Source organism: Pseudomonas sp. AU11447, from assembly GCF_001672555.2.
Lineage (GTDB): Bacteria > Pseudomonadota > Gammaproteobacteria > Pseudomonadales > Pseudomonadaceae > Pseudomonas > Pseudomonas nitroreducens.
Genome location: NZ_LZDG02000066.1, coordinates 12,836 through 34,852, shown reverse-complemented (window position 1 = coordinate 34,852; position 22,017 = coordinate 12,836). Strand labels below are relative to the sequence as shown.

At 66.0% G+C, this 22,017-nt stretch carries 22 protein-coding genes; 16 read left to right on the top strand and 6 right to left on the bottom strand.

Annotation, left to right across the window (positions count from 1 at the left end):
* Positions 1-4: 4 nt before the first annotated feature.
* Positions 5-814, bottom strand: coding sequence for a SirB1 family protein (locus A6723_RS23640; RefSeq protein ID WP_054910117.1), 810 nt, complete (start codon positions 812-814; stop codon positions 5-7).
* Positions 815-969: 155 nt separating this feature from the next.
* Here A6723_RS23640 and A6723_RS23635 point away from each other — a divergent pair, with 155 nt between their 5' ends.
* Positions 970-2,004 (top strand): Glu/Leu/Phe/Val dehydrogenase dimerization domain-containing protein, encoded by a 1,035-nt coding sequence (locus tag A6723_RS23635; RefSeq protein WP_054910116.1) that lies wholly within the window; start codon positions 970-972, stop codon positions 2,002-2,004.
* An 18-nt stretch (positions 2,005-2,022) separates the two neighbouring features.
* Here the strand turns inward: A6723_RS23635 and A6723_RS23630 are convergent, their stop codons facing one another.
* Both A6723_RS23630 and A6723_RS23625 read right to left on the bottom strand, forming a co-directional pair.
* A complete protein-coding gene (locus A6723_RS23630; RefSeq protein WP_024762711.1) occupies positions 2,023-2,289 on the bottom strand; it encodes a YebG family protein in 267 nt (88 codons plus the stop codon).
* Between the two features lie 270 nt (positions 2,290-2,559).
* Entirely contained in the window at positions 2,560-2,841 is a 282-nt protein-coding gene (locus A6723_RS23625; protein ID WP_054910115.1) for a DUF3509 domain-containing protein, read from the bottom strand.
* A 169-nt stretch (positions 2,842-3,010) separates the two neighbouring features.
* Between A6723_RS23625 and A6723_RS23620 the strand changes: the two genes are divergently transcribed.
* From A6723_RS23620 to A6723_RS23580, 9 genes are all read left to right on the top strand, one after another.
* A complete protein-coding gene (locus tag A6723_RS23620) occupies positions 3,011-3,493 on the top strand; it encodes a phosphate-starvation-inducible protein PsiE (protein ID WP_024762713.1) in 483 nt (160 codons plus the stop codon).
* Between the two features lie 84 nt (positions 3,494-3,577).
* Positions 3,578-4,549, top strand: a complete 972-nt coding sequence (locus A6723_RS23615; RefSeq protein ID WP_054910114.1) for an HlyD family secretion protein — start codon at positions 3,578-3,580, stop codon at positions 4,547-4,549.
* Complete coding sequence (locus A6723_RS23610) at positions 4,531-5,703, top strand: ABC transporter permease (RefSeq protein WP_024762715.1); 1,173 nt, start codon at positions 4,531-4,533, stop codon at positions 5,701-5,703. The genes A6723_RS23615 and A6723_RS23610 overlap by 19 nt, the downstream gene beginning before the upstream one ends.
* 9 nt (positions 5,704-5,712) lie before the next feature.
* Positions 5,713-6,846 (top strand): ABC transporter permease, encoded by a 1,134-nt coding sequence (locus A6723_RS23605; protein WP_054910113.1) that lies wholly within the window; start codon positions 5,713-5,715, stop codon positions 6,844-6,846.
* Between the two features lie 28 nt (positions 6,847-6,874).
* Positions 6,875-7,234 carry a YceK/YidQ family lipoprotein gene (locus A6723_RS23600; protein ID WP_054910112.1) on the top strand — a complete coding sequence of 120 codons (360 nt, stop codon included), beginning with the start codon at positions 6,875-6,877 and terminating at the stop codon, positions 7,232-7,234.
* Between the two features lie 16 nt (positions 7,235-7,250).
* Positions 7,251-7,583 carry a YceK/YidQ family lipoprotein gene (locus tag A6723_RS23595; RefSeq protein WP_054910111.1) on the top strand — a complete coding sequence of 111 codons (333 nt, stop codon included), beginning with the start codon at positions 7,251-7,253 and terminating at the stop codon, positions 7,581-7,583.
* 42 nt (positions 7,584-7,625) lie between these two features.
* Entirely contained in the window at positions 7,626-8,411 is a 786-nt protein-coding gene (locus A6723_RS23590) for a 3-hydroxybutyrate dehydrogenase (RefSeq protein ID WP_037016952.1), read from the top strand.
* Positions 8,412-8,817: 406 nt separating this feature from the next.
* On the top strand, positions 8,818-9,351 hold the full coding sequence (locus tag A6723_RS23585) for a sigma-70 family RNA polymerase sigma factor (protein WP_082450808.1): 534 nt from the start codon (positions 8,818-8,820) through the stop codon (positions 9,349-9,351).
* The gene (locus A6723_RS23580) at positions 9,348-10,328 is read left to right on the top strand and encodes a FecR domain-containing protein (RefSeq protein WP_054910109.1); all 981 of its coding nucleotides are present in this window, start codon (positions 9,348-9,350) and stop codon (positions 10,326-10,328) included. Before A6723_RS23585 ends, A6723_RS23580 begins: the two co-directional genes overlap by 4 nt.
* A 70-nt stretch (positions 10,329-10,398) precedes the next feature.
* On the opposite strand, the gene A6723_RS23575 is transcribed toward A6723_RS23580, so the two are convergent.
* Both A6723_RS23575 and A6723_RS23570 read right to left on the bottom strand, forming a co-directional pair.
* The gene (locus A6723_RS23575; RefSeq protein WP_139093045.1) at positions 10,399-12,429 is read right to left on the bottom strand and encodes a DEAD/DEAH box helicase; all 2,031 of its coding nucleotides are present in this window, start codon (positions 12,427-12,429) and stop codon (positions 10,399-10,401) included.
* Positions 12,430-12,870: 441 nt separating this feature from the next.
* Positions 12,871-13,758: a DMT family transporter gene (locus A6723_RS23570; protein ID WP_054910107.1), complete on the bottom strand. Its 888-nt coding sequence runs from the start codon at positions 13,756-13,758 to the stop codon at positions 12,871-12,873.
* A 135-nt stretch (positions 13,759-13,893) separates the two neighbouring features.
* On the opposite strand from A6723_RS23570, the gene A6723_RS23565 reads away from it, so the two are divergent.
* The 6 genes from A6723_RS23565 to A6723_RS23540 all read left to right on the top strand — a co-directional run bounded on the left by A6723_RS23565 (position 13,894) and on the right by A6723_RS23540 (position 20,882).
* Positions 13,894-15,291 (top strand): PLP-dependent aminotransferase family protein, encoded by a 1,398-nt coding sequence (locus A6723_RS23565; RefSeq protein ID WP_054910106.1) that lies wholly within the window; start codon positions 13,894-13,896, stop codon positions 15,289-15,291.
* Positions 15,292-15,376: 85 nt separating this feature from the next.
* Positions 15,377-17,818, top strand: coding sequence for a TonB-dependent siderophore receptor (locus tag A6723_RS23560; protein ID WP_054910105.1), 2,442 nt, complete (start codon positions 15,377-15,379; stop codon positions 17,816-17,818).
* Positions 17,819-18,032: 214 nt separating this feature from the next.
* The gene (locus A6723_RS23555) at positions 18,033-18,620 is read left to right on the top strand and encodes a hypothetical protein (protein ID WP_054910104.1); all 588 of its coding nucleotides are present in this window, start codon (positions 18,033-18,035) and stop codon (positions 18,618-18,620) included.
* A gap of 131 nt (positions 18,621-18,751) precedes the next feature.
* A complete protein-coding gene (locus tag A6723_RS23550) occupies positions 18,752-19,039 on the top strand; it encodes a hypothetical protein (RefSeq protein WP_054910103.1) in 288 nt (95 codons plus the stop codon).
* The gene (locus tag A6723_RS23545; protein ID WP_054910102.1) at positions 19,036-20,559 is read left to right on the top strand and encodes a PepSY domain-containing protein; all 1,524 of its coding nucleotides are present in this window, start codon (positions 19,036-19,038) and stop codon (positions 20,557-20,559) included. The genes A6723_RS23550 and A6723_RS23545 overlap by 4 nt, the downstream gene beginning before the upstream one ends.
* Positions 20,559-20,882, top strand: a complete 324-nt coding sequence (locus A6723_RS23540; protein ID WP_037016593.1) for a DUF3325 domain-containing protein — start codon at positions 20,559-20,561, stop codon at positions 20,880-20,882. The genes A6723_RS23545 and A6723_RS23540 overlap by 1 nt, the downstream gene beginning before the upstream one ends.
* Positions 20,883-21,006: 124 nt before the next feature.
* On the opposite strand, the gene A6723_RS23535 is transcribed toward A6723_RS23540, so the two are convergent.
* Positions 21,007-21,882, bottom strand: coding sequence for a helix-turn-helix domain-containing protein (locus A6723_RS23535; protein ID WP_054910101.1), 876 nt, complete (start codon positions 21,880-21,882; stop codon positions 21,007-21,009).
* Between the last annotated feature and the right edge of the window lie 135 nt (positions 21,883-22,017).

Genomic DNA, 22,017 nt, shown 5'->3' with positions numbered 1-22,017 from the left:
GGCGTCAGTGCAGTGCCTTGGGCGGCACGCTGATGTCGGCCAGACGCTGGGCCAGGCGCATCTGCTCGGCGGCATCGTCGCTGAGCAGCATGGCCCGTTCGAGGTCGTAGCGTTCCGCCTGCGGGCAGTCCAGTACATGGTAGAGGTCGGCGCGCGCGAGGTGGTCGCTGGCGCTGGGTGGCCCCAGTTCCAGCACACGCTGGGCATCCTTCAATGCCGCCAGTGGTTCCCCGGCGGCGAGGTGTAGTTGACGCAGATTGCGTGACAGGCGCTGCAGCATATCGGTAGCGCTGGCCGTGCGCAGGTGCTCGGCGGACAGCTCGACATGGGCGCCCATCTGGCGAGCCAGCAGGTCGCGGCAGTCGCGGGTATAAAGACGGCGGCCGGTGGCCGGGTCGAGCAGGTGGTCGGCGCCAGGCACCCGCAGCAGGAAGCGACCGGGGAAGTTCACGCCGACCAGGGTGATGCCGTTGCGGCGTGCCATCTCCAGGGCGATCAGCGCCAATGACAGCGGTTGGCCGTGGCGGCGTTGCAGAACCTGGGGGAGCAGGGCGGCGCGCGGGTGCAATGGGTACGCGTCATCCTCGGCAAAGCCCAGTTCGCTCAACCGGCGCAGCAGGAACTGCGCGCGTTCCGCATCGCCGGTGCCCTGCGGCAGCGCCACCGCGACCTGGTGCGCGAGCGAGTCGAAGAGCCGCAGCGCATGTTCCGGCGGCAGGTGCGGCTCGTGCTCGGTGGCGATCCACAGGGCTGCTTCGAACAGGGCTGGCGGGTCCTGGGCAAGACAGGCAAGGCAGGCTTGACGCGGGTCCATGGCGTTCTCCGGCTGACCCTGCGGTTGTAACCGGAGCAATGGGCGCTCGTCCAGTGGTGCGGTCGTCGCCCGTGAAGGTGATGTGACAGGCGCTGCCTATACTCAGGAAGGTCCGTCTACGGACCATTGTCCACCCACAGCAAGGGAGCGCCGCCATGTTCGACATGATGGAAGCCACCCGGCTCGAGTCGCTGCATCTCTTCCAGGACCCGGCCACGGGACTCAAGGCCATCATCGCCATCCACAACTCCCGGCTCGGGCCGGCCCTGGGTGGCTGTCGCTACCTGCCCTATCCCAGCCAGGATGCCGCATTGCGTGATGCCGCACGCCTGGCCCAGGGCATGAGCTACAAGGCGGCGCTGGCCGGCCTGCGCCAGGGCGGCGGCAAGGCGGTGATCCTGCGTGCGCCCCACGTCAACAACCGTGGCGAACTCTTCGAAGCGTTCGGCCGCATGATCGACACCCTCGGCGGCGCCTACATCACGGCGGTGGACAGCGGCACTTCCAGCGCCGACATGGACTGCATCGCCCAGTTCACCCGCCATGTCACCAGCACCACCAGCGGTGGTGATCCTTCCCCGCATACCGCACTGGGCGTTTTCGCCGGCATCCGCGCCAGCGCCCAGGCGCGCCTGGGCAGTGATGACCTCGATGGGTTGCGCATAGCGATCCAGGGGCTGGGGAACGTGGGCTTTGCGCTGGCCGAACATCTGTCAGCGGCGGGCGCCGAACTGCTGGTCAGCGATATCGACGCAGGCAAGGTTCAGCTCGCCGTGGAGCAACTGGGGGCGCGCCCGGTGCCTAATGAAGCGTTGCTCACCACCCCTTGCGACATCCTTGCGCCCTGTGGGCTGGGCGGTGTGCTGACGTCGCAGGTGGTCGGCCACCTGCGCTGCGCTGCTGTCGCCGGGGCGGCCAATAATCAGCTGGCGCACCCTGAGGTGTCCGATGAACTGGAGGGCAGGGGCATCCTCTATGCACCGGACTACGTGATCAACTCCGGCGGCTTGATCTATGTGGCCCTGCAGCACCAGGGCGAGTCACTGCCGACCATTACCGCGCACCTGTCTCGTATCGCCGAGCGCCTGACCGAAGTCTATGCCCACGCACAGGCCGATCACCTGTCGCCGGCCCGGGTGGCCGACAAGCTGGCTGAGCGGATTCTCTACGGGGAATATTCGGGGCACTGAGCGTCGTGCCGCCGTGCGTCACTCCTCGGCGGCGCCCTCGCTGAAGATGTCGTTGAGCGCATCGGGCTGGTTCTTGAAGGCCCGGGCGAAGGCGTCGCGATTCTTGGCCATGAAGATGCCGATCTCCTCGAGCTGATCTTCCTTGAGCGAAGGCACCGCCTTCTCCAGTACCTCGGCCAGCGTTTCCGCCAGTTCCAGCATCTTGTCGTGCCGGTCGGCTTCTGCCTTATCCATGAACAGGCGCTCCGGATCGCGGCTGCTGCGGTACACCACTTCGACGGCCATTCATCACCTCTGTGCCTTCTCTTTGATTGGGGGGAGCAAATTTACTGGTTGTTTATACAGTAAAATGATTGCGCAATGCTACTGCTGGTGTGCGAATCGTTGTCAGCAGCGTAGACGCAGGAAGGGGAAGTGCCTGTATCTGGCCACCATCGGTGGGCGGCCCAAAGCGGTGCGCACGCCCTGTTGGCGCGCGCCAGCGAGCCAGGTGACTGGCGCAATGAATCGTCAGTCAGATGGCTCTGAGGGAAGGAATTCTTGCAGAGGGGGATGTCAGGACGCGATCGGCAGGCCGTTATCGCCGCGCGTCATGGCAGCCAGCAGCTGCGGCGCTGTGCCGCCTTGCTCGATGGCGATGCCGAACCGGATGCTCTGGATGAAGCGCTGGAGCTGTTCCGGGTCCTGCAGCTGGGGATTGCGGATCAGGCGGCGCGCGGTCACACCCTCTTCGGTGGAGAGGGTAAGGACGATGCTGCCGTCGGGCCGTTCAACGCTGAAGTTGACGCGGTATTGGTCCTGAAAGGCGTCGGTCAGTGTCTGAAAGGGACTATCCATCACTCGTTCCTGCCTGTTGTGGGGCGTGCCTCTGGATGGACCGGGGCGCAGCCGAAAAAGTTCGCAGTCATATTCGCGCAGTCGATCTGTGCCATGACTGCGCAAGATCAATGGCGTAGCACTTGCAGGCTTCACGCCAACCAAGCCTTGTATTGCGGAGAACCGACGAATGAAACAGAACTGGGCCGAGCGCCTGAGCGAACGGATGCACGGCTGTGCCGAATCCCTGGGCAATCTGCTGGTGGAGGGCTTCCACTACCTGGCGCTGTTCGCCATCGGGGGCACGGTGTTCTGGTCGGCGGCGGTGGCCTTCGGCGAGATGGTCGGCAAGGGCCATGCGAGCATCGACGACATCCTGCTGCTGTTCATTTACCTCGAACTGGGTGCGATGGTCGGCATCTACTTCAAGACCAACCACATGCCGGTGCGCTTCCTGATCTACGTGGCGATGACCGCGCTGACCCGCCTGATGATTGCCGACATCCAGCACAACCACGTGCCCGACGACGGCATCATCCTGGTTTCGGTGGCATTGCTGCTGCTGGCGCTGGCGATCCTCGTGGTGCGCTACGCCTCCTCGCGCTTCCCCTCGCCGAGCTCCTCGCAACGGGGTGGCGGTGAGCGCGATCTGATCAGCGACGACGAGCGCTGATCGCCCGCCGGCTTGATCCAGAGCCGCCGCTCGGGCGGCGGATGCACTACCATCGGTGCATCCGCCGCCTGAGAAGACCACTCCATGAAGGGATGGAAGCTGTTTGCACCCCTGCTGATCCTGGTGATCATCGCCATCACCCTTTACCTGCGCCTGCACACCCAGCCGTTGTTGCTGCAGGGTGAAGCGGACGCCACCAACGTCATTGTCGCCTCCAAGGCCAAGGGGCGGGTCGAAGTACTGCATGTGCGGCGTGGTGACGACGTGAAGCAGGGCCAGGTGCTGATTTCCCTCAGCAGCCCGGAGCTGCAGGCCCAGCTGGATTCCCTGCGCGCTGCGCGCAACCAGGTGCAGGCCAATCTCGACGAATCTCTCCATGGCACCCGCGAGGAAACCCTGCGCGCCCTGCAGGCCAGCCTGTCCCAGGCCCAGGCCGAGCTGCGCAATGCCGAGCTGGAGTACCAGCGCAATGAAGAACTGGCCGGGCGCGGCTTCGTTTCCCAGGCGCAGATGGACCTCTCCCGTCGCGGCCGCGACGTGGCGCGCAACCGCGTCGCCGAGGCCCAGGCCAATCTCGACCAGGGCAACCAGGGCGACCGCGAGGAGCGCCGGCAGGCGCTGGAAGCTGCCGTTCGCCGGGCCGACGCGCAAATCCTCGAACTGCAGGCCCAGACCGACGACCTCAACGTGGTGGCACCGGTGGACGGCGAGGTCGGGCCGATCCCGGCGGAACAGGGCGAGCTGGTCAACGCCTACAGCCCGCTGCTCACGCTGGTGCGCCTGTCCGACAGCTATTTCGTCTTCAACCTGCGGGAAGACATCCTCGCAGATGTGAAGAAAGGCGATGAAGTGGCCATCCAGGTTCCGGCATTGAAGGGCGCCGAGGTGAAGGCCAAGGTCAGCTATATCGCGCCTTTGGGCGACTTCGCGACCAAGCGTGCCACCCGTGCCACCGGTGACTTCGACCTGAAGACCTTCGAGGTCCGCCTTTATCCGGAGCAACCGGTGCCAGGCCTGCGACCCGGGATGAGCGCGCTGTGGCAGTGGAAGCAGTAAGAAGCAACCTGCGGCGCTTCGCCCAGGCCTTCGGTAGCGAGACACGGGTCGCCCTGCGGAGCTGGACCATCCACTGGCTCGGCTGGCTCTGGCCGTTGCTGCTGTTCGTGGTGATCAGCGGCGTGTACCAGGCGGGCACCTTGCTGGACATGCCGGTGGCGGTGGTCGATGCCGACCACAGCAGCCTGTCGCGACGCATCGTCCGTGAGCTGGATGCCGGCTCCCACGCCAAGGTCGAGGTGCTCGGCGGCGGCCTGCAGGAAGGCCTGCGCCGCCTGCGCATGGCCGACGACTATGCGCTGCTGTATATCCCCCGCGACTTCGAGGCGGATGCGCTGTCGGGTCGCCAGCCGGTTGCCGAGCTCTACTACAACTCGCTGTTCTATTCCGCCGGCTTCTACTCGACCCAGGATTTCAGCGGCCTGATGAGCTCGGTCAACGCCGAGTTGCGCCCACGCCTGGCCGTGGGCATGGATCGCAGCATGCCGGCGCTGGCCAGTATCAGCGTGTCCTATGAAAGCCTGTTCAATGCCAGCGGCAACTACATCTACTTCCAGCAGTTCGCCGCCATCGTGCATCTGCTGCAGCTGTTCGTGATCGTCGCCACGGTACATGTGCTGGCCCGGGAGGCACCGGAGCTGCGCGCGTCCTCGCCACACATCCTGCGGGCCAAGGCTCTTGGGGCGCGTCTACTGGGCAAGATGGCGCCCTACACGTTGCTGTTCAGTACGTTGCTGATGGTCGAGCTGTTCCTGCTGGTGGAGATCAATGGCGCGCGGATCAACGGCAATCCGTGGTGGATGCTGGCGATCACCGTCTGCTATGTGGCTGCGGCGCAGAGCGTGGGACTGATGTTGTTCATCTTTACCGCCAACCGATTCAGCGCCTATTCGCTGATCGGCCTGCTGATCGGTGTGGCGCAGACCTATTCCGGCGTATTGCTGCCGGAGCTGGCGATGCCGCAGATCGCCCGCATCATCTCCGAGGCCGAGCCGCTGACCCATACCCTGCACGGCCTGTTCGACCAGTTCCTGCGCAGAGCACCGGCCGAATCCGGGCTCTATACCTGCTGCAAGCTGCTGCTCTACCCGCTGATCGCCTACATGATCGCCAAGATGCGCCTGCGTCGGCGCCTCGACCTGAGCCCGGCGTAAGGAACCGCCATGCAGAACTTCTGGACCGTCTTCCGCCAGTCCCTGGGCAACATGCTCGGCAAGCCGCTGTGGCTGTTGATGGTGTTGTCGGTGACGCTGACCACCCTGCCATACGCCCATCGCACCATGGACGACCTGCCGGTGGCGGTGATCGACATGGATCACAGCTCGGTGTCCCGCGAGCTGATCCGCCAGCTCGACGCCGCGCCGAAGATCGCCGTGCGTGCCTACGACCAATTGCCTGAAGCCCAACGCGATCTCGCCTGGCGCGAACTGTTCGGGATCGTGGTGATTCCCGTGGACTTCGAGAAGCGCGTGCTGCGTGGCGAGGCGGTCACCGTGCCGATCTTCGGCGATGCCACCAACCGCATGGCCAACGGGCAGATCCAGCAGGATATCAGCGCCACCTACACCGAACTGTCGCTGCGCTACAACCGCGAACGGCTGATGCGCGGGGGCTTCTCCGAGCAGCAGTCGAACGTCCTGCTGCAACCGGCCATCGGCCAGCTCACCGACCTGTTCAACCCTGGCACCAGCTTCGCGGCCATTGTGCTGCCGGGGCTGGTGACGCTGATCCTGCAGCACAGCCTGTTGCTTTCCTGCACACGGGTGAATCTCAACCTGCGCGGCGGCACACCGCGTTCGTTACGCCAGCCGGCGTCCACGCGTTTTGGCCGGTACGCCGCCCAGCTGTCGATCTGGACGGTGCTGGCGATGCTCTTCTACGTGATCTGGCCGTGGATGATGGGTTACCGGCAGACCGCGTCGTTCTTCATGCTGATGGGGCTGGTGTTGCCGTTCCTGCTGGCGGTGATCGCCATGAGCGAATTCATCGCCGAGGTGCTGCCCTCGGAAGAGGCGGTCTACCTGACCATGACCTTCATCACCCTGCCGCTGTTCTACATGGCCGGCTTCACCTGGCCGCCCCAGGCCATGCCGCAGTGGGTGCAATTGCTGGCCGACGCGATACCGTCCACCTGGGCGATTCGCGCGGTGGTGGAAATGAACCAGATGAACCTGCCGCTCTCTGCTGTTGCCGACAGGATTCTCATCCTGTTCGCCATGGCGGCGGCCTACGGTTTACTGGGTACACTGGTCTACCAGTACCGCAACTGGCGCTGGGACCAGCTCAAGGGCTGGTAAGCTTTCGCTGTCGAGAAGGAGTTTCGATATGACGATGTGCCGTGCCTGCCTTATGCTCGGTGCCGCTCTGCTCAGCGGTTGCGGTTCCTACCACACCCTGCGCAGCGATGACGTGGTGGACGCCAGCGACCTGAGGCTCAAGGGGACCTACTGCGGCGCCATCCCGCGCATCTACGGTGGCGTGGTCTGGGATGCCTGCCAACTGTACGGCGAGCCCCCGGCCGATACCGGCACTACGCAACCCTCAACACCGGCCAACTACACCTTTGGCCCGCCGATCCTGCCCGTGCTGGACATGGCATTTTCCGGCGTCGTCGACACCCTGGCCCTGCCTTACACCGTCTATCGGCAGAATCGCGATGGCAGCATCGAATTGCGACGTGACTGAGTAAAGGAGTCCAATCATGCTGTTTCGTTTACTTGGCCTGCTGCTTGTTGGATGTGTCGCTGGTTGTGGTTCGGTACGAACGCTTTCCAGTGACAACGTTGTGCAAACGTCCGATCTGAAGCTCAAGGGCACTGGCTGCGGCGATACCTTGCCGCGAGTTTACGGGGGGGTGATCTATAACCTCTGCGTGATGAGTGGCGATGGCCAGCAGCGTGGCGGCGCGCTTTACCGCGCCCAGCCGATGCCGATCTTCGACATGGGCCTGTCAGCGGTGGCCGACACGCTTGCGCTGCCCTATACCCTGTACCGCCAGGATCGCGACGGTGACATTCAATTGCTGCGCGACTGATCCGTCTAGAGTGAGAGTTCCTAACTCTCCGGGAGCTCTGTGATGAATGCATTGAACGGCAAGGTTGCGGTGGTCACCGGCGCAGCCAGTGGCATCGGCAGGCAGATCGCGCTGACGCTGGCACAGGCGGGCGCGGCCGTGGCCATCGCCGACCTGCAGCAGGGCGCCGCCCAGCGTGTGGTGGATGAGATCGGGGCAGCCGGCGGAAAGGCCCTGGCGGTGGTCATGGACGTCACCGACGAGCAGGCGGTCGACAGCGGCATTGATCAGGTGGCCGCCACGTTCGGCGGCATCGACATCCTGGTCTCCAACGCCGGCATCCAGATCGTCAACCCGATCCAGGACTTTGCCTTCACTGACTGGAAGAAGATGCTCGCCATCCACCTGGACGGCGCCTTCCTCACCACCCGCGCCGTGCTGCGCCATATGTACCCGGCCAAGCGTGGTGGCGTGGTGATCTACATGGGCTCGGTGCATTCCCATGAAGCTTCGCCGCTGAAATCCGCCTACGTCACCGCCAAGCACGGCCTGCTCGGGCTGGCCCGTACCCTGGCCAAGGAAGGCGGGCCCCAGGGCGTGCGCTCCCATGTGGTCTGCCCCGGCTTCGTGCGCACGCCGCTGGTGGAGAAGCAGATTCCCGAGCAGGCGAAGGAACTGGGCATCAGCGAGGAAGCGGTGGTCAAGCAGGTGATGCTCGGCGGCACCGTGGATGGCGAGTTCACCACCGTGGAGGATGTGGCGCAGACGGTACTGTTCCTGGCCAGCTTCCCCTCGGCGGCGCTCACCGGGCAGTCGGTGCTGGTCAGCCATGGCTGGGGGATGCGCTGAAGCGCAGGTGTAGCGCCAGAAAAAAGCCCCGGCTCAATCGATAGGCGAGCCAGGGCTTGGGGACAACATCTGCGCCGGCAAGCGCTCCGGTTCTCCTGGAATTTCTGCCTGTTCCGGGGTCGGGGCTGGTTGATTCGGCGCAGCAGTAGATTCCCCTGGATCGGGGCCGAGCGATGTAGTGGGTTTACCGTTCGGTCTGTCAGGCAATTCTCCATCGACTGGCACGTCCGATTTGCCGTCGGGCGATTGCCGCTGGCTAGTCGTCCCCGGTGGCGACAAATGGCACTTCCGTCCCTGCCGATGATCGTCACGACACACATGGTGCTTGCCGTGGCGGGGCCGCCATGGCATCTTTCGCGCAAATGATAAGTTTTCGCATTTGAGGTGCGGTTTCAGCTGCACCTCGATGCCTGGCGTTCGCGCGCAGGGGGCACTCGTGACGTCGTCCACACACCACTCGCAGATCGGCGAACTCTATGCCGGCCATCACTCCTGGCTGCTCGGCTGGCTCTATCGCCGGCTGGAGTGCCGCAACCAGGCGGCCGACCTGGCGCAGGATACCTTCGTGCGTCTGCTCGGGCGCCAGGAACTCAGGGGCCTGCGCGAGCCGCGCGCCTTCCTTGCCGCCGTTGCCCGCGGGTTGATGATCGATCACTTCCGCCGCCAGACCCTGGAACGCGCCTGGCTCGACAGTCTGGCGCAGCAGCCGGAGGCCGAGGCGCCGTCCGCCGAGGAGCGGGCCATCGTGCTGGAAACCCTGATGGAGATCGACCGCCTGCTGGATGGCCTGCGGCCGGTGGTGCGCAGCGCCTTCCTGCTGTCGCAGCTCGATGGCCTGACCTACCCGCAGATCGCCGAGCGCCTGGGCGTTTCCCTCAGCTCGGTGCAGCAATACATGACCCAGGCTTTCGGCCACTGCTACAAGGCGCTTTACTCATGAACCGCGTTGGCGCCCTGGACGCGGCCCAGCGTCTGGATCACTCGGTGGTGGAACAGGCGATTGGCTGGCGTGTACGCCTGGCCTCAGGGCTGGCCGCCGCCGACGAGCTCGCTGCCTGCCAGCAGTGGCGCGCATCCGACCCGGCCCACGAACAGGCCTGGCAACGCCTGGAGTTCTTCGACGGGCGCCTGGGCGGCATGGCGCCGGCCATGGCCAGCCGTTCGCTGCGCCAGGCCGCCGCCGACCCGGCGCGCCGCCGCGCCCTGAAAAGCCTGCTGCTGCTCGCCGGTACCGCGGCGGTGGTGGGCAGCGGCAGCCTGGGCCTGCGCGACTCGCCTTGGCTGGCGCAGCAGCGCACCTCGGTGGGCGAGCGCCGGCGCATCGCCCTGCCGGATGGTGGCTGGCTGCAACTCAACACCGACAGCGCCGTGGATGTAGCCTACGACGCCCACACTCGACGCGTGCGCCTGTACGCCGGCGAGATGCTGGTACAGACCGCTCCGGACAGCGCCGGCCGTTCCTTCTGGGTCGATACGCCGCTGGGGCGTCTGCAGGCGCTGGGCACGCGATTCGCCGTACGCCTGGACGGCAGCGATGCGCGGCTTTCGGTGCAGGAAGGCGCGGTAGCGGTCATGCCCGCGCTGCGCCATGAGTCGGCCGGTGTCATCGAGGCCGGCCGCCAGGCCCGTTTCGACCGCAAGGGGCTGTACGGTGAAACGACGCTGGAGGCAGATTCGCTGGCGTGGAGCGAGGGTTACCTGGTGGCGCGGCAGTGGACGCTCGGCCGCCTGTGTGCCGAACTGGCGCGCTATCGCCCCGGCGTGCTGCGCTGCGATCCGGCGGTCGCCAACCTGGCCATTTCTGGCGTGTTCCCCCTGGACCAGCCCGAGCAGGCCATTGCCGCGCTGCAACGCAGCCTGCCAGTGCGCGCGCAGTACCGTACGCGCTGGTGGGTGACGCTGGTGCCGTTGGCTTGAGGCCAATGTCCAAGGCTCCCGAGGCGTTTTCCGCAGGAGCCTGTTCGTTTGCGCAACGCTCCGCTGGCAATCACACCGCCTTGGGCAGCGGTGCGAAAAGTGCGTCGATATCCGCGTCGTCCAGTTGCCAGTCGGCGCCGGTACCTTCGAGGATGCCGGCGGCCAGCGCGGCCTTGTCGCGCTGCAGCCGCTGGATCTTCTCTTCCACCGTGCCGCGGGCGATCAGCTTGTAGACGAATACCGGCTTGTCCTGGCCGATGCGGTAGGCACGGTCGCTGGCCTGGTTTTCCGCGGCCGGGTTCCACCAGGGGTCGTAGTGGATCACGGTATCGGCGGCGGTAAGGTTCAGGCCTACACCACCGGCCTTCAGGCTGATCAGGAACAGCGGCACGCGGCCTTCCTGGAAATCCTTCACCGGCGCGCGGCGGTCGCGGGTGTCGCCGGTGAGCAGGGCGTATTCCAGATTGCGTTCGGCCAGCGCCTCGCCGATCAACGCGAGCATCGAGGTGAACTGCGAGAACACCAGTACGCGGCGGCCTTCGGCGAGCAGCTCTTCGAGCATGTCCAGTAGGTAGACCAGCTTGCCCGAGGTCACCGCGCGGGCGGATTTGCCGGTGGGCGGCGGCGCTTCCTTGTTCACCAGGCGGATGTCGCAGCAGACCTGGCGCAGCTTGAGCAGCGCCTCGAGGATGATGATGCGGCTGCGCGCCAGGCCTCGGCGGGCGATCTCGTCGCGGACCTTGCGGTCCAGCGCCAGGCGCACGGTTTCGTAGAGGTCGCGTTGCGCCTCGCTGAGTTCGATGTGCTGGATGAACTCGCTCTTGGGCGGCAGCTCCGAGGCGACCTGTTCCTTGGTGCGGCGCAGCAGGAACGGGCGGATGCGCGCGGCCAGGTGCGCCAGGCGGCCCTGGTCGCCGTGGCGCTCGATGGGCGTGCGGTAGTCCACGGCGAACTGCCGGGCGTCGCCCAGCCAGCCCGGCAGCAGGAAGTGGAACAGCGACCACAGCTCGCCCAGGTGATTCTCCAGCGGCGTGCCGGTCAGGCACAGGCGATTGCGCGCGCGCAGGTGGCGCGCGGCCTGGGCCGCCTTGGTGGTGGCGTTCTTGATGTTCTGCGCCTCGTCGAGGATCAGCAGGTGATACTCGTGCTGCCCGAGCTTCTCGGCATCGCGCGGCAGCAGGGCATAGGTGGTGAGGATCAGGTCGTGTTCGGCGATCTTCGCGAACGCCTTGCGCCGGCCGGCACCATGCAGCGCGAGTACGCGCAGCTCCGGAGTGAAGCGCTCGGCCTCGTCCAGCCAGTTGGGGATCAGGCTGGTGGGCATGATCACCAGCGCCGGGCTGGTCAGGCGCCCGGCCTGCTTTTCCAGCAGCACGTGGGCGAGGGACTGCAGCGTCTTGCCCAGGCCCATGTCGTCGGCGAGGATGCCGCTGGCGCCGACTTCGCGCAGCGTCTGCATCCAGCTCAGGCCCTCGTGCTGGTAGGCGCGCAGCTCGGCGTTGAGGCCGGCGGGGATCTGCGCCGGTTGCGCGCGGTAGTCGCGCAGGCGATGGGCGATCTCGCGCAATTGCTCGCCGCCCTGCCAGGTCAGCGGCAGTTCTTCCAGTTCGGTCAGGCGCGCGGCGTCCGGCGCGCCCATGCGCAGGCGGCGTACCGGCAGCTGTTCGCCGAGGTAGAACTCGGACAGCGTGCCGAGCATCGGCTTGAGCTTGCCGAAGGGTAGCGAGACGCGCAGCGGTCGGTCGGAGGCGGTCTGCCAGGTGTGGATCGGGTTGCGCCCGGCATCCAGGCGCAGCACCAGTTGTTCATCGTCGGCATGGCGGGCGAGGGCGACCGGGTCGAGCAGTGCCGGCATGCGCCGGATCAGTTCGATCAGCGCCGGCAGCAGGCTGATGCGCCGGCCTTCCACCTCGATGCCCAGTTCCAGGTCGAACCACTGGCGGTCGTCGGTTTCCTCGATCTCGGCGTACCAGTTCTCCACCGGTGTCAGGTCGAAGACGAACTCCGGGCGGATGTCGATTTCCCAGCCCTGCTCGCGCAGGCGGGGCAGGCCCTCGCGCATGAATTCCTGCCAGGCACTGTCGTCGGGCAGTTCGAACATTTCCCCGGCGCTGTCTTCCAGGGCATCGCTGCGGCGCATCGCCGGCTTGAAGCCGAGTTCGCGCAGGTCCAGGCGCCAGGCATGCTCCAGTTCCAGTTCGCGGCTGACACGGACGATCTGGTCATCGCGGAATACCCGGATCTCGCGGCCCGAGCGCGGAGTGACGCTGCCCGAGACCGGCATGTCGCCATACAGGAAGGCCAGCGCGGCGCGGTGCCGGGAGATGTTCTGCATGCGCCCGCTGCGCAGGTCGAAGCCGCTGTGCACGTGGCTGCCCAGGGTCAGCCGTGGCCGGGGCGCGAGTTCGTCGCGCTCCACGGCAGGCAGTGGAGATTCGGCGGGTGGCTTCATCCGAGTGTCCTTCCGGCAGTCCAGCCGAGTACGCAAACGCCCGATGATACCGCGATTTTTCTCGGGCGGGACGCGGAAGGAAACCGGCGGTCAGCGGGCGAAGCGTTTCGCCCCGGCGACGCACAGCACCACGGCGACGGTGGCGCCGGCCATCAGCGGGCTGATCTGCTCGTGCAGCAGCAGGCCGGCCAGCGCCAGGCCGAAGAAGGGTTGCAACAGCTGCAGCTGGCCGACCGCGGCGATGCCGCCGGTGGCCAGGCCGTGGTACCAGAAGAAGAAGCCGATCAGCATGCTGAACAGCGACACGTAGCCCAGGCTCAGCCAGGCCGGCCAACTGGCGCCGCTGAAAGTCTGCGGCTGGGTATACCAGGCCAGCGGCAGCATCAGCGGCAGAGACAGCACCAGCACCCAGCAGATCACCTGCCAACTGCCCAGGTGACGGGCGATGCGGCCACCCTCGGCGTAGCCCAGGCCGCAGACGACGACGGCGGCCAGCATCAGCAGGTCGCCGGTGAAGTTGCCCGCGCCACTCTGCGACAGGGCGAAGCCGGCCACCACGGCGCTGCCCAGCAGCGAGCAGATCCAGAACGCCGGGCGCGGCTGCTCGCCGGCGCGGATCACGCCGAACAGCGCGGTAGCCAGGGGCAGCAGGCCGACGAAGACGATGGCGTGGGCCGAGTTGACGTGCTTGAGCGCGAGCGCGGTGAGCAGCGGGAAACCCACCACCACGCCGCCGGCAACCACCAGCAGGGGAATCAGGTCCTTGCGCGCCGGCAGCTTCTGCCGCAGCAGGATGAGGATCGCCGCCGCCAGCAGGCCGGCGATGCTGGCGCGGGCCAGGGTGAGGAAGGTCGGATCGAAGTCGGCCACCGCTACCCGCGTTGCCGGGAGCGAGCCGCTGAAGATGAGAACGCCGAGGAAGCCACTGAGCCAGCCGCCGAGGTGGCTGTTCGAGGCGGCAGTGTGGGAGTTGTTCATGGGGAGCATCCGGCAGGAGAGCGAGCCTGGAGGATGCGCGCAGAGCCGCCCGGCGGCCAGTGACAGAAAGGTACAATTTGCGCAAACTGTCCGTAAATTATCCCGGTACAAAATCCAGGGGCGGGCGAGGGCGACATGGGCAGGCCAAAGAGCACGCGGGTCGATTCGGTGATGCAGCATGTTCGCGAGCGCCTGGCGGCGCGGGCGCTGGTGCCGGGTGAACGGCTGCCGTCGATTCGCCAGCTGGCCGAGCAGCTGGAGGTGTCCAAGACCACCGTCGTGGAGGCCTACGACCGGCTGGCCGCCGACGGTGTGATCGCTGCGCGGCGTGGCTCCGGTTTCTATGTGGCCGGCCATGCGCCGCCGCTGTCCCTGGCGGACGTCGGCCCGACGCTGGACCGCAGCATCGACCCGCTGTGGATTTCCCGGCAATCCCTGGAGGCCGCGGATACCTCGCTCAAGCCCGGTTGCGGTTGGCTGCCGCCGTCCTGGCTGCCGGAAGAGGAACTGCGCCGCGCGTTGCGGCAGATTGCCCGCGCGCCGCAATCCAGCCTGCTGGAATATGGTCGCCCCTACGGCCACTCCGGCCTGCGCGAACAGCTGGCGCGGCGGCTGGGTGATTACGGCGTGCCGGTGGGCCCGCAGCAGATAGTGCTGACCGACAACGGCACCCAGGCCATCGACCTGATCTGCCGCTTCCTGTTGGAGCCCGGCGACTGTGTGCTGGTGGACGACCCGGGCTACTTCAACTTCCAGGCACTGTTGCGTGCCCATCGGGTGCAGGTCGTCGGTGTGCCCTATACGCCGACCGGGCCGGACGTCGCCGCCATGGCTGGCCTGCTGGAGCAGCACCGCCCGCGCCTGTACATCACCAACTCGGCCTTCCATAACCCCACCGGCGCGGTGCTCTCGCCGCTGGTCGCCCATCGTCTGCTGAAGCTGGCCGAGGCCCATGACCTGCTGATCGTCGAGGACGATATCTTCGGCGACTTCGAGCACGAAAGTGCGCCGCGCCTGTCGGCCTTCGACGGGCTGGAGCGGGTGATCCAGGTCGGCAGCTTCTCCAAGACGCTGTCGGCTTCGGTGCGCTGCGGCTACATCGCCACCCAGCCGGAATGGTGCGAGCGCCTGGTGGACCTGAAGCTGGCGACCAGCTTCGGCAACAGCCCGTTCAGTGCCGAGATGCTCTTCGAACTGCTGCGCAAGGGCAGCTACCGCCGCCACCTGGACAGCTTGCGCGGGCGCCTGGCCGACGCCATGGGCGAGACGCTGCTGCGCTTGCGCGCGCTGGATATCCAGCCCTGGCTGGAGCCGCGCGGCGGGGTGTTCGTCTGGGCCTGCCTGCCGGGACGGCTGGACGCCGCCGAAGTCTCGCGCGCGGCCCTGGCGGACAACCTGGTGCTGGCGCCGGGCAACGTTTTCAGCCTGAGCCAGAGCGCCACCGGTTACTTGCGCTTCAACGTCGCGCAGTGCCTCTCGCCACGCGTTTTCCAGGGGCTGGAAAGAGCCATGGAGCAGGCGCGCGGACGCTGACGGAAAATATTTTCAGATCGGCCTGCAGGTTTCCTTTCGTCGTACGGCCTCTGTGCAGTCCCGCTTCTCTGCACAAGGAATCTTCATGCCTGCCGTTCCCACCGCGCCCCTGCTGCCGCTGGCTCGCGCGTTACGCATCGCCGCTTTCGGCCTAGTCGCCAGCCTGCCGCTGCTGCAGCACTCCACCGCGTTTGCGGCCTCGGCCGCGCAACATTTCAGCGTACCCGCCGGCAGTCTGGAAGATGCTCTCAATGCCTACGCCCGCCAAGCGGGCGTGCTGCTGACCTTCGACCCGGCGCTGACCCGGAATCAGCGCAGCACTGGCCTGAACGGCGACTATTCGGTGAGCGCCGGCTTTGCCGTGCTGCTGTCCGGCAGTGGCCTGGCGGCCGAAGCCAGCGAGGACGGCAGTTATCGCCTGCAGCCCAGCGCTACCGAGGGCGCGCTGGAAATGAAGGCGCAGACCATCACCGGGCAGGCCGGGGAAGATCCCAAGGGCCCGGTGCACGGGTACGTGGCCAGGCGCAGCGTCACCGCGACCAAGACCGATACGCCGATCCACGAGACGCCGCAGTCGATCTCCGTGGTGACCCGCGACCGCATGGAGGCCCAGGGCGTGCAGTCGGTGAACGAGGCGTTGCGCTATACCCCCGGCGTGTCCTCTTACGGCTCGAACAACCGTTCCGACTGGTACACGGTGATCCGTGGCTTCTCGCCGACCACTTACCAGGACGGGCTGCAACTGCCCAGCACCATCAACCTCGCCAGCTGGATGGTCGATCCCTACATGCTCGAACGCGTGGAAGTGCTGCGCGGCCCGGCGGGTGTGCTGTATGGCCAGGGCGACCCGGGCGGGGTGATCAACCAGGTATCGAAGCGGCCGAGCACCGTCGCCAGCCATGAAGTCCAGGTGCAATACGGCAGCGATGCGCGCAAGCAACTGGGCATCGACACGACCGGCCCGCTGGATGATGCCGGCGTGTGGAGCTACCGCGTGGTGATGGTTGGCCACGAGGGCGATATTCGCGACACGCCCTGGGAGGACAAGCGCCTGGCCCTGGCGCCGTCACTGACCTGGCAGCCGGATGAGGACACCCATCTGACCGTCATGGCGAGCTATCTGAAGGACGATACCAACGCCCAGGACAATTTCCTTCCGGCAGACGGGAGCCTTCACCGCAGCGCCTACGGCAAGATCCACCGCAGCTACTTCACCGGCGATGAGCACTTCTCCAAGTACGAGAAGACCCAGTACGGCATCGGCTACGAGTTCGAGACACGCCTGAACGACGTCTGGCAGGTCCGCCAGAACCTGCGCTATGCCCATCTCGATCTCAACGACAACATGGTCTATGGCGCCGGAACCACCGGCTACTGGGGCATGGACGGTGGTGACGACCGCACCTTGCTGCGCTTCGCCGGCATCGAGAATCCCAAGTACGAACGCTGGACCCTGGACAACCAGGCCCAGGCCGACTTCAGCACCGGCTGGCTGCGTCACACCCTGCTGCTTGGCCTGGACTGGCAGCGGCAGAAGACCGAGGACCCGCAGGCCTACATCATGACCACGCCGCTGGACCTGTATGGCGGCCCGTCCTACGGCCCTGTGGACAAGTCCGCCTTCACCGCGGACGACTGGACCTACACCGACCAGACCCAGCGTCAGACCGGCGTGTACCTGCAGGACCAACTGCACTTCGACGAACACTGGGTGCTCTCCCTGGGCGGGCGCTACGACTGGGCCAACTCCAGCACCGATAACAGCAGCACCGCCGGCAGCACCCATGCCAGCCAGAAGGACGAGGCCTTCAGTGGCCGGGTGGGGCTGGTCTACCTCGCCGATAACGGCCTGGCGCCGTACTTCAGCTACAGCGAGGGCTTCACGCCCAACGCCGGCACCGACTACGCAGGCAAGCCCTTCGACCCGACGAAGGCCAAGCAGTACGAAGTGGGCGTGAAGTTCCAGCCCAAGGGCTCGGACAGTTCGCTGACCGCCGCCGTGTTCGAGATCACCCAGCGCGACGTGCTGACCCTCGATCCGGACCCGACCCATCCCAACAGCAGCGTGCAGACCGGCGAAATCCGCTCCCGTGGCCTGGAACTCGAAGGCGTTGCCAGCCTGACCGACGAGTTGAACCTGATCGCCACCTACACCTATCAGGACGTGAAGAACACCAAGGCCAACGACGAGAGCGATGGCAAGACCCCGATCAGCATTCCCACGCCGCGCAACCTGGCTTCGTTGTGGGCCGACTACACCCTGCGTGACGGTGAGCTGAAAGGTTTCGGCTTCGGCGGCGGCGTACGCTACAACGGCCGCAGCCCAGGCGCCCCGGACAACTCGCTGAATGTGCCCAGCTACACCCTGCTCGACGCTGCCGTGCATTACCAGACGGGCCCCTGGCGCTTCGCAGTCAACGCCAACAACCTTACCGATCGCGAGTACATCGCCGGTTGCTACGACGCTACCCGTTGCATCTACGGCAACGGCCGGATCGTCACGGGCTCGGCGACCTACCGCTGGTAAGCCCGTCGCCAGGGAGGGCGATCGCTCCGCGGTGGGCGGAAATGCCTGAGGAAAATTGAACGGTTGTACAGGGGTATCGGAAGGATACGACTTCACAGTCGAAAAGGGCGGGCGAAACCCGGTCGAGGTGAACCTCTAGGATTATCGATTCAGCTTCTCAGGGCGCGGTGAGCATCCCGAGGCGAATCGGTGGATCAGAAGAAGAGGAAATCCTATGGCCGAACCATGCCAGTTGTACCTGAAGGTCTCCATCAGTCGCTCCAGGCTTGAGGAATTCCTTTCCCGGGAAGCAGGCTCTGCGGCCTGTTTCAAGGATCTCGAGCAGTGGCTGGAGGGAAATCGCCAACGACAAGGCGGACTCACCTGGAGCGAACTCTGCGAACTGGGGCAGGGCACCACCGCGGCGGCCTGGGTCGCGGGCTGGAGCCGGCACCTGCGCTCGCCGGCCTGGAACCACTACGACGATGCGACCCAGACCTGGAGCCTGGGCGTGCTGGAGTTCACCGAAAGCCGGGACTGGATCATCGGCGCGATCAACGTGTTGCGCAGAATCGCGGAGTACAAGGACCAGCCGGACACGGACTACCTGCTGATCTACGAATACCTGTTCGGCAAGGGCTCGGTGGTGGCTGCCGTCGAGCTGACCCCCGGCGCTTCCTGGATCCTGCCGGGGCCGCCGCCCCTGCATGTCACGGGCGAAGCCGACCTGATGATGAACAGCCTCTTGCGTGCCATGGATGTGACCGCGACCTATGCCGTTCAGCGAATTTTCGACACAGATACTCACAAACGGCGCTGCTGAGTTCTTTTAATTGAGAACCAATATCATATAATTCCGCTTTTCAATCGCGCGCCCGGGCAGTGTCCGGGTCGCCTCGCAGGATTCACCTCGATGTGCGTTTCCCCGCGCCCGACCCGTTCGAGCATCCAACCATGAGCGCAACCCAGGCCGGCGCCATCGCTGCCCGTATCCTCAGCGCCGTGGTCGGCGGCTATGCCCTGGCCTACACCGCCACGGCCTTCTTCAGCGTCTACCTGCCGATGTCGCGTTCGGACCGCGTGTCGCTGGCCAGCCTGGCCTGCTTCATTGTCTGGGTCGCGGCGATCCTCTACGCCTTCGGCGCGAAAAGCCCGTGGCGGGCGGTGTGGGCACCGGTGGCGCTGAGCGTCGTGCTGGGCCTGGCCGCCTTCCTGCCGACCGCCTACGGGGTGCGCCCATGAGCCTGCGCCAATCCATGTCCGGCCTGCACACCTGGAGTGGGTTGCTGGTCAGCTGGATTCTCTTTGTCGTGCTGTTCTCCGGCACCGTCGCAGTGTTCGACAAGGAACTCACCCGCTGGATGACGCCGCAGCTGCACAAGCTGGATGAAGTTAAAGTCGGTGCCGACCAGGTGCGTGAACTGATCGTCGAGCGCGCGCCCAAGGCCCACGGCTACTGGATGCACCCGCCCACCGAACGCATGCCGTACTGGACGGCTGGCTGGGAGCCGGCGGACTTCAGCGAGTTCCAGTCCTTCCTGGTGGACGCCCAGAGCGGCGAGGTATTGCCCAGGACCGTCGGCGGCAACTTCTTCCTCGAACTGCACTACGAGTTGCATGGCGGGATGATCGGCCTCTACGTGGTCGGCGTGGCCGGTGTGTTCATGCTGGTGGCGCTGGTCAGCGGGGTGATCGTCCACCGGCGCATCTTCAAGGACTTCTTCACCCTGCGCCCGAAGGCGGCGAAGCAGCGCGCCTGGCTGGATGCGCACAACGTGCTGGGCGTGCTTGGCCTGCCGTTCCATCTGCTGATGGCGTACACGGGGCTGGCGATCTTCATCACCTTCTATATGACCGCCGGCATCAAGGTGGCCTACAAGAACGACATGGAGCATTTCTTCCATGACGTGCAGGGCGCCTTCGACCGTGAAGCGCTGGGCAAGCCGGCGAAGGCGACCAAGTCCATCGACAACATGATCCTGAAGGCCCGCGAAGCCTGGGGTGACGACAGCCAGGTCGGCTGGATCAACATCGAGAATCCGGGCGATGCGGCGGCGATGGTGCAGATCCGCAAGGCGGTGGACAAGGGCATGGTCAACGACCAGCGCACCGTGTCCTTCGACTCCGGCAGCGGCGCGCTGCTGCACGTGCAGAAGCCCTACAAGCCGGGCTACAAGACCTACGCCTGGCTGACTGGCCTGCACATGGCGCAGTTCGGCAACGAGCTGCTGCGGGTGATGTATTTCGTTCTCGGCCTGGTGGGCTGCGTGATGGTCTTCGGCGGCCTGCAGGTCTGGGTGAGCAAGCGTGAATCCCGTGGCCACCGGGGCGTGGCGCTGGTGCGTACGCTCAACGGCGCGGTGTGCGGCGGGCTCCCGATCGCGTCGCTTGGCCTGCTCGCAGCTTCGCGGCTATTGCCGGCCGACCTGCTCCAGCGCACTCGCTGGGAGGCCACCGCCTTCGTGGTGATCTGGCTGCTGGCGCTGCTCCACGCGTTGCTGCGCCGCGGCAGCCGGGCGATGGCTCGCGAGCAGTTCGTCGCCCTGGCGGCGCTGGCGTTGCTGTTGCCGGTGCTGAGCCTGTTCGGCCCCGAGCCGGGACGGGTATCGACGCATTTCGCCAATGGCGACTGGATGATGGTCGGCATCGATCTCGGCCTACTGCTGATCGGCGGGTTGTGCGCCTTCCTCGGCTGGCGATTGGGCCAGGAGCGCGCCGAGCCCGCCCGTGCACGTCGTACCCGTAACGAGGAGTTCGCCTGATGCTGCTGGTGTTCGGTCTCAACCTGCTGGCGCTGGCGGCGGCCTGCCTGTCGCTGTCGCGCCATCACCGCGATCTGTTCGGTAATGCGCCCTCCGAGTCCCGTGTGCGTCTGCTGCGTATCGTGGCGCTGGTGGATGGTGCGCTGGCGCTGGCTTATGCGATCCACGTCATCGGCATGGAACTGGGCATCGTCTATTGGGCGTGCCTGTTGATGATCGCGGGGGCTGTGCTGGTCCTGCTGCTGGCCTGGCGGCCGCGCTGGGCGCTGCCGACGGCGGCGGCGATGCCGGTGATTGGTGGTGTGTTGGCCGTACTCGGCTGACGCTTCGGGCTCTTGTAGGAGCGAGCTTGCTCGCGAACAGATTTCCCGATTGATCCGGTGGTGTGCGGTTCGCGAGCAAGCTCGCTCCTACAGGTCGGGTGTTCGCGCAGGATCGGCCAGCGGACTACTCCTCGAACGCCTGCCGATATTCCCCCGGCGTGCCACCCACCACTGACCTGAACCGATTGGCGAAATGGCTGGCGCTGGAGAACCCGCACGCCAGCGCCACCTGGCTCAACGGCTGGCGCGTATCGCGCAGCAGGCGCTGCGCCAGTGCTACGCGGCGGGCCAGCACATACTGGTGCGGCGGCATGCCGAAGCTCTCGCGGAACATCCGCGCGAAGTGGTATTCCGATAGCGCCGTCTGCATCGCCAGCTCGCCCAGCGACAGTGGCTGGTCCAGGCGCTGCTCGATGTATTCGGCAACGCGCCGGCGCATCACCGGTGCCAATCCGCCCTTGAGCTTCAAGCCTTCCCGCAGGCCGACCTGATTGAGCAACAGATGATCGATCAGGTCATGAGCCAGGGTACTGGTGCGGATGCGTTCGCCCGGCTCGTGCCAGTCCAGCTTCACCAGTTGGCGGAAGCGCGCGGCCTGTTGTGGGTCGTCGAGGAAGGTGCGCTCGTGGAGCTGCAGTTCACGCGGTTCGCGGTCGAGCAGGCGGATGCAGCCGAGGGCGAACTGCTCCTGGCCGATGTAGAGGTGGGCCAGGCGGATGTCGCCGTTGACGATCCACGCCGACTCGGCGCCGGCCGGCATCACGCACAACTTGTCCGGCGCACCCTTGCTGCCCGGCGCGCCGCGGCGGAAGGTGCCGGTACCGTCGTTCAGGTAGCACGACAGCGTGTGGTGGCTCGGCGCGTGGTAGTCGCGGGCGTCGTGGCTGTTGCTCCAGATCGCCGCGGACAGCCCGTCGCCCAGCTCCGCGCAACGCTCCAGGCGGGCGTTGGGCGAGGCGTTCATCGACTGGAAGACTTCGAGCTGCGAAATGGCTGACATGGGTGTTCCTCTGCTGCCTTCACTCTACCCGCGCGGGCGCGCCTTGCCAGCCCGGTTGTCGCAATAAGCGCAAGAATCTGCAAGCCGGCCCCGGGGCAGGGCGGGAGACTGTTTCTCCAGTCATCCGGAGATCGC

Excerpts from the sequence above, each read along its gene's own strand:
- A6723_RS23560 (WP_054910105.1), top strand. The coding sequence starts at position 15,377 with ATGCCTGCCGTTCCCACCGCGCCCCTGCTGCCGCTGGCTCGCGCGTTA.
- A6723_RS23585 (WP_082450808.1), top strand. The coding sequence starts at position 8,818 with ATGCCTGGCGTTCGCGCGCAGGGGGCACTCGTGACGTCGTCCACACAC.
- A6723_RS23615 (WP_054910114.1), top strand. The coding sequence starts at position 3,578 with ATGAAGGGATGGAAGCTGTTTGCACCCCTGCTGATCCTGGTGATCATC.
- A6723_RS23625 (WP_054910115.1), bottom strand. The coding sequence starts at position 2,841 with ATGGATAGTCCCTTTCAGACACTGACCGACGCCTTTCAGGACCAATAC.
- A6723_RS23590 (WP_037016952.1), top strand. The coding sequence starts at position 7,626 with ATGAATGCATTGAACGGCAAGGTTGCGGTGGTCACCGGCGCAGCCAGT.
- A6723_RS23565 (WP_054910106.1), top strand. The coding sequence starts at position 13,894 with ATGGGCAGGCCAAAGAGCACGCGGGTCGATTCGGTGATGCAGCATGTT.
- A6723_RS23545 (WP_054910102.1), top strand. The coding sequence starts at position 19,036 with ATGAGCCTGCGCCAATCCATGTCCGGCCTGCACACCTGGAGTGGGTTG.
- A6723_RS23630 (WP_024762711.1), bottom strand. The coding sequence starts at position 2,289 with ATGGCCGTCGAAGTGGTGTACCGCAGCAGCCGCGATCCGGAGCGCCTG.
- A6723_RS23640 (WP_054910117.1), bottom strand. The coding sequence starts at position 814 with ATGGACCCGCGTCAAGCCTGCCTTGCCTGTCTTGCCCAGGACCCGCCA.
- A6723_RS23620 (WP_024762713.1), top strand. The coding sequence starts at position 3,011 with ATGAAACAGAACTGGGCCGAGCGCCTGAGCGAACGGATGCACGGCTGT.
- A6723_RS23550 (WP_054910103.1), top strand. The coding sequence starts at position 18,752 with ATGAGCGCAACCCAGGCCGGCGCCATCGCTGCCCGTATCCTCAGCGCC.
- A6723_RS23555 (WP_054910104.1), top strand. The coding sequence starts at position 18,033 with ATGGCCGAACCATGCCAGTTGTACCTGAAGGTCTCCATCAGTCGCTCC.
- A6723_RS23540 (WP_037016593.1), top strand. The coding sequence starts at position 20,559 with ATGCTGCTGGTGTTCGGTCTCAACCTGCTGGCGCTGGCGGCGGCCTGC.
- A6723_RS23580 (WP_054910109.1), top strand. The coding sequence starts at position 9,348 with ATGAACCGCGTTGGCGCCCTGGACGCGGCCCAGCGTCTGGATCACTCG.
- A6723_RS23635 (WP_054910116.1), top strand. The coding sequence starts at position 970 with ATGTTCGACATGATGGAAGCCACCCGGCTCGAGTCGCTGCATCTCTTC.
- A6723_RS23570 (WP_054910107.1), bottom strand. The coding sequence starts at position 13,758 with ATGAACAACTCCCACACTGCCGCCTCGAACAGCCACCTCGGCGGCTGG.
- A6723_RS23535 (WP_054910101.1), bottom strand. The coding sequence starts at position 21,882 with ATGTCAGCCATTTCGCAGCTCGAAGTCTTCCAGTCGATGAACGCCTCG.
- A6723_RS23605 (WP_054910113.1), top strand. The coding sequence starts at position 5,713 with ATGCAGAACTTCTGGACCGTCTTCCGCCAGTCCCTGGGCAACATGCTC.
- A6723_RS23575 (WP_139093045.1), bottom strand. The coding sequence starts at position 12,429 with ATGTTCGAACTGCCCGACGACAGTGCCTGGCAGGAATTCATGCGCGAG.
- A6723_RS23595 (WP_054910111.1), top strand. The coding sequence starts at position 7,251 with ATGCTGTTTCGTTTACTTGGCCTGCTGCTTGTTGGATGTGTCGCTGGT.
- A6723_RS23600 (WP_054910112.1), top strand. The coding sequence starts at position 6,875 with ATGACGATGTGCCGTGCCTGCCTTATGCTCGGTGCCGCTCTGCTCAGC.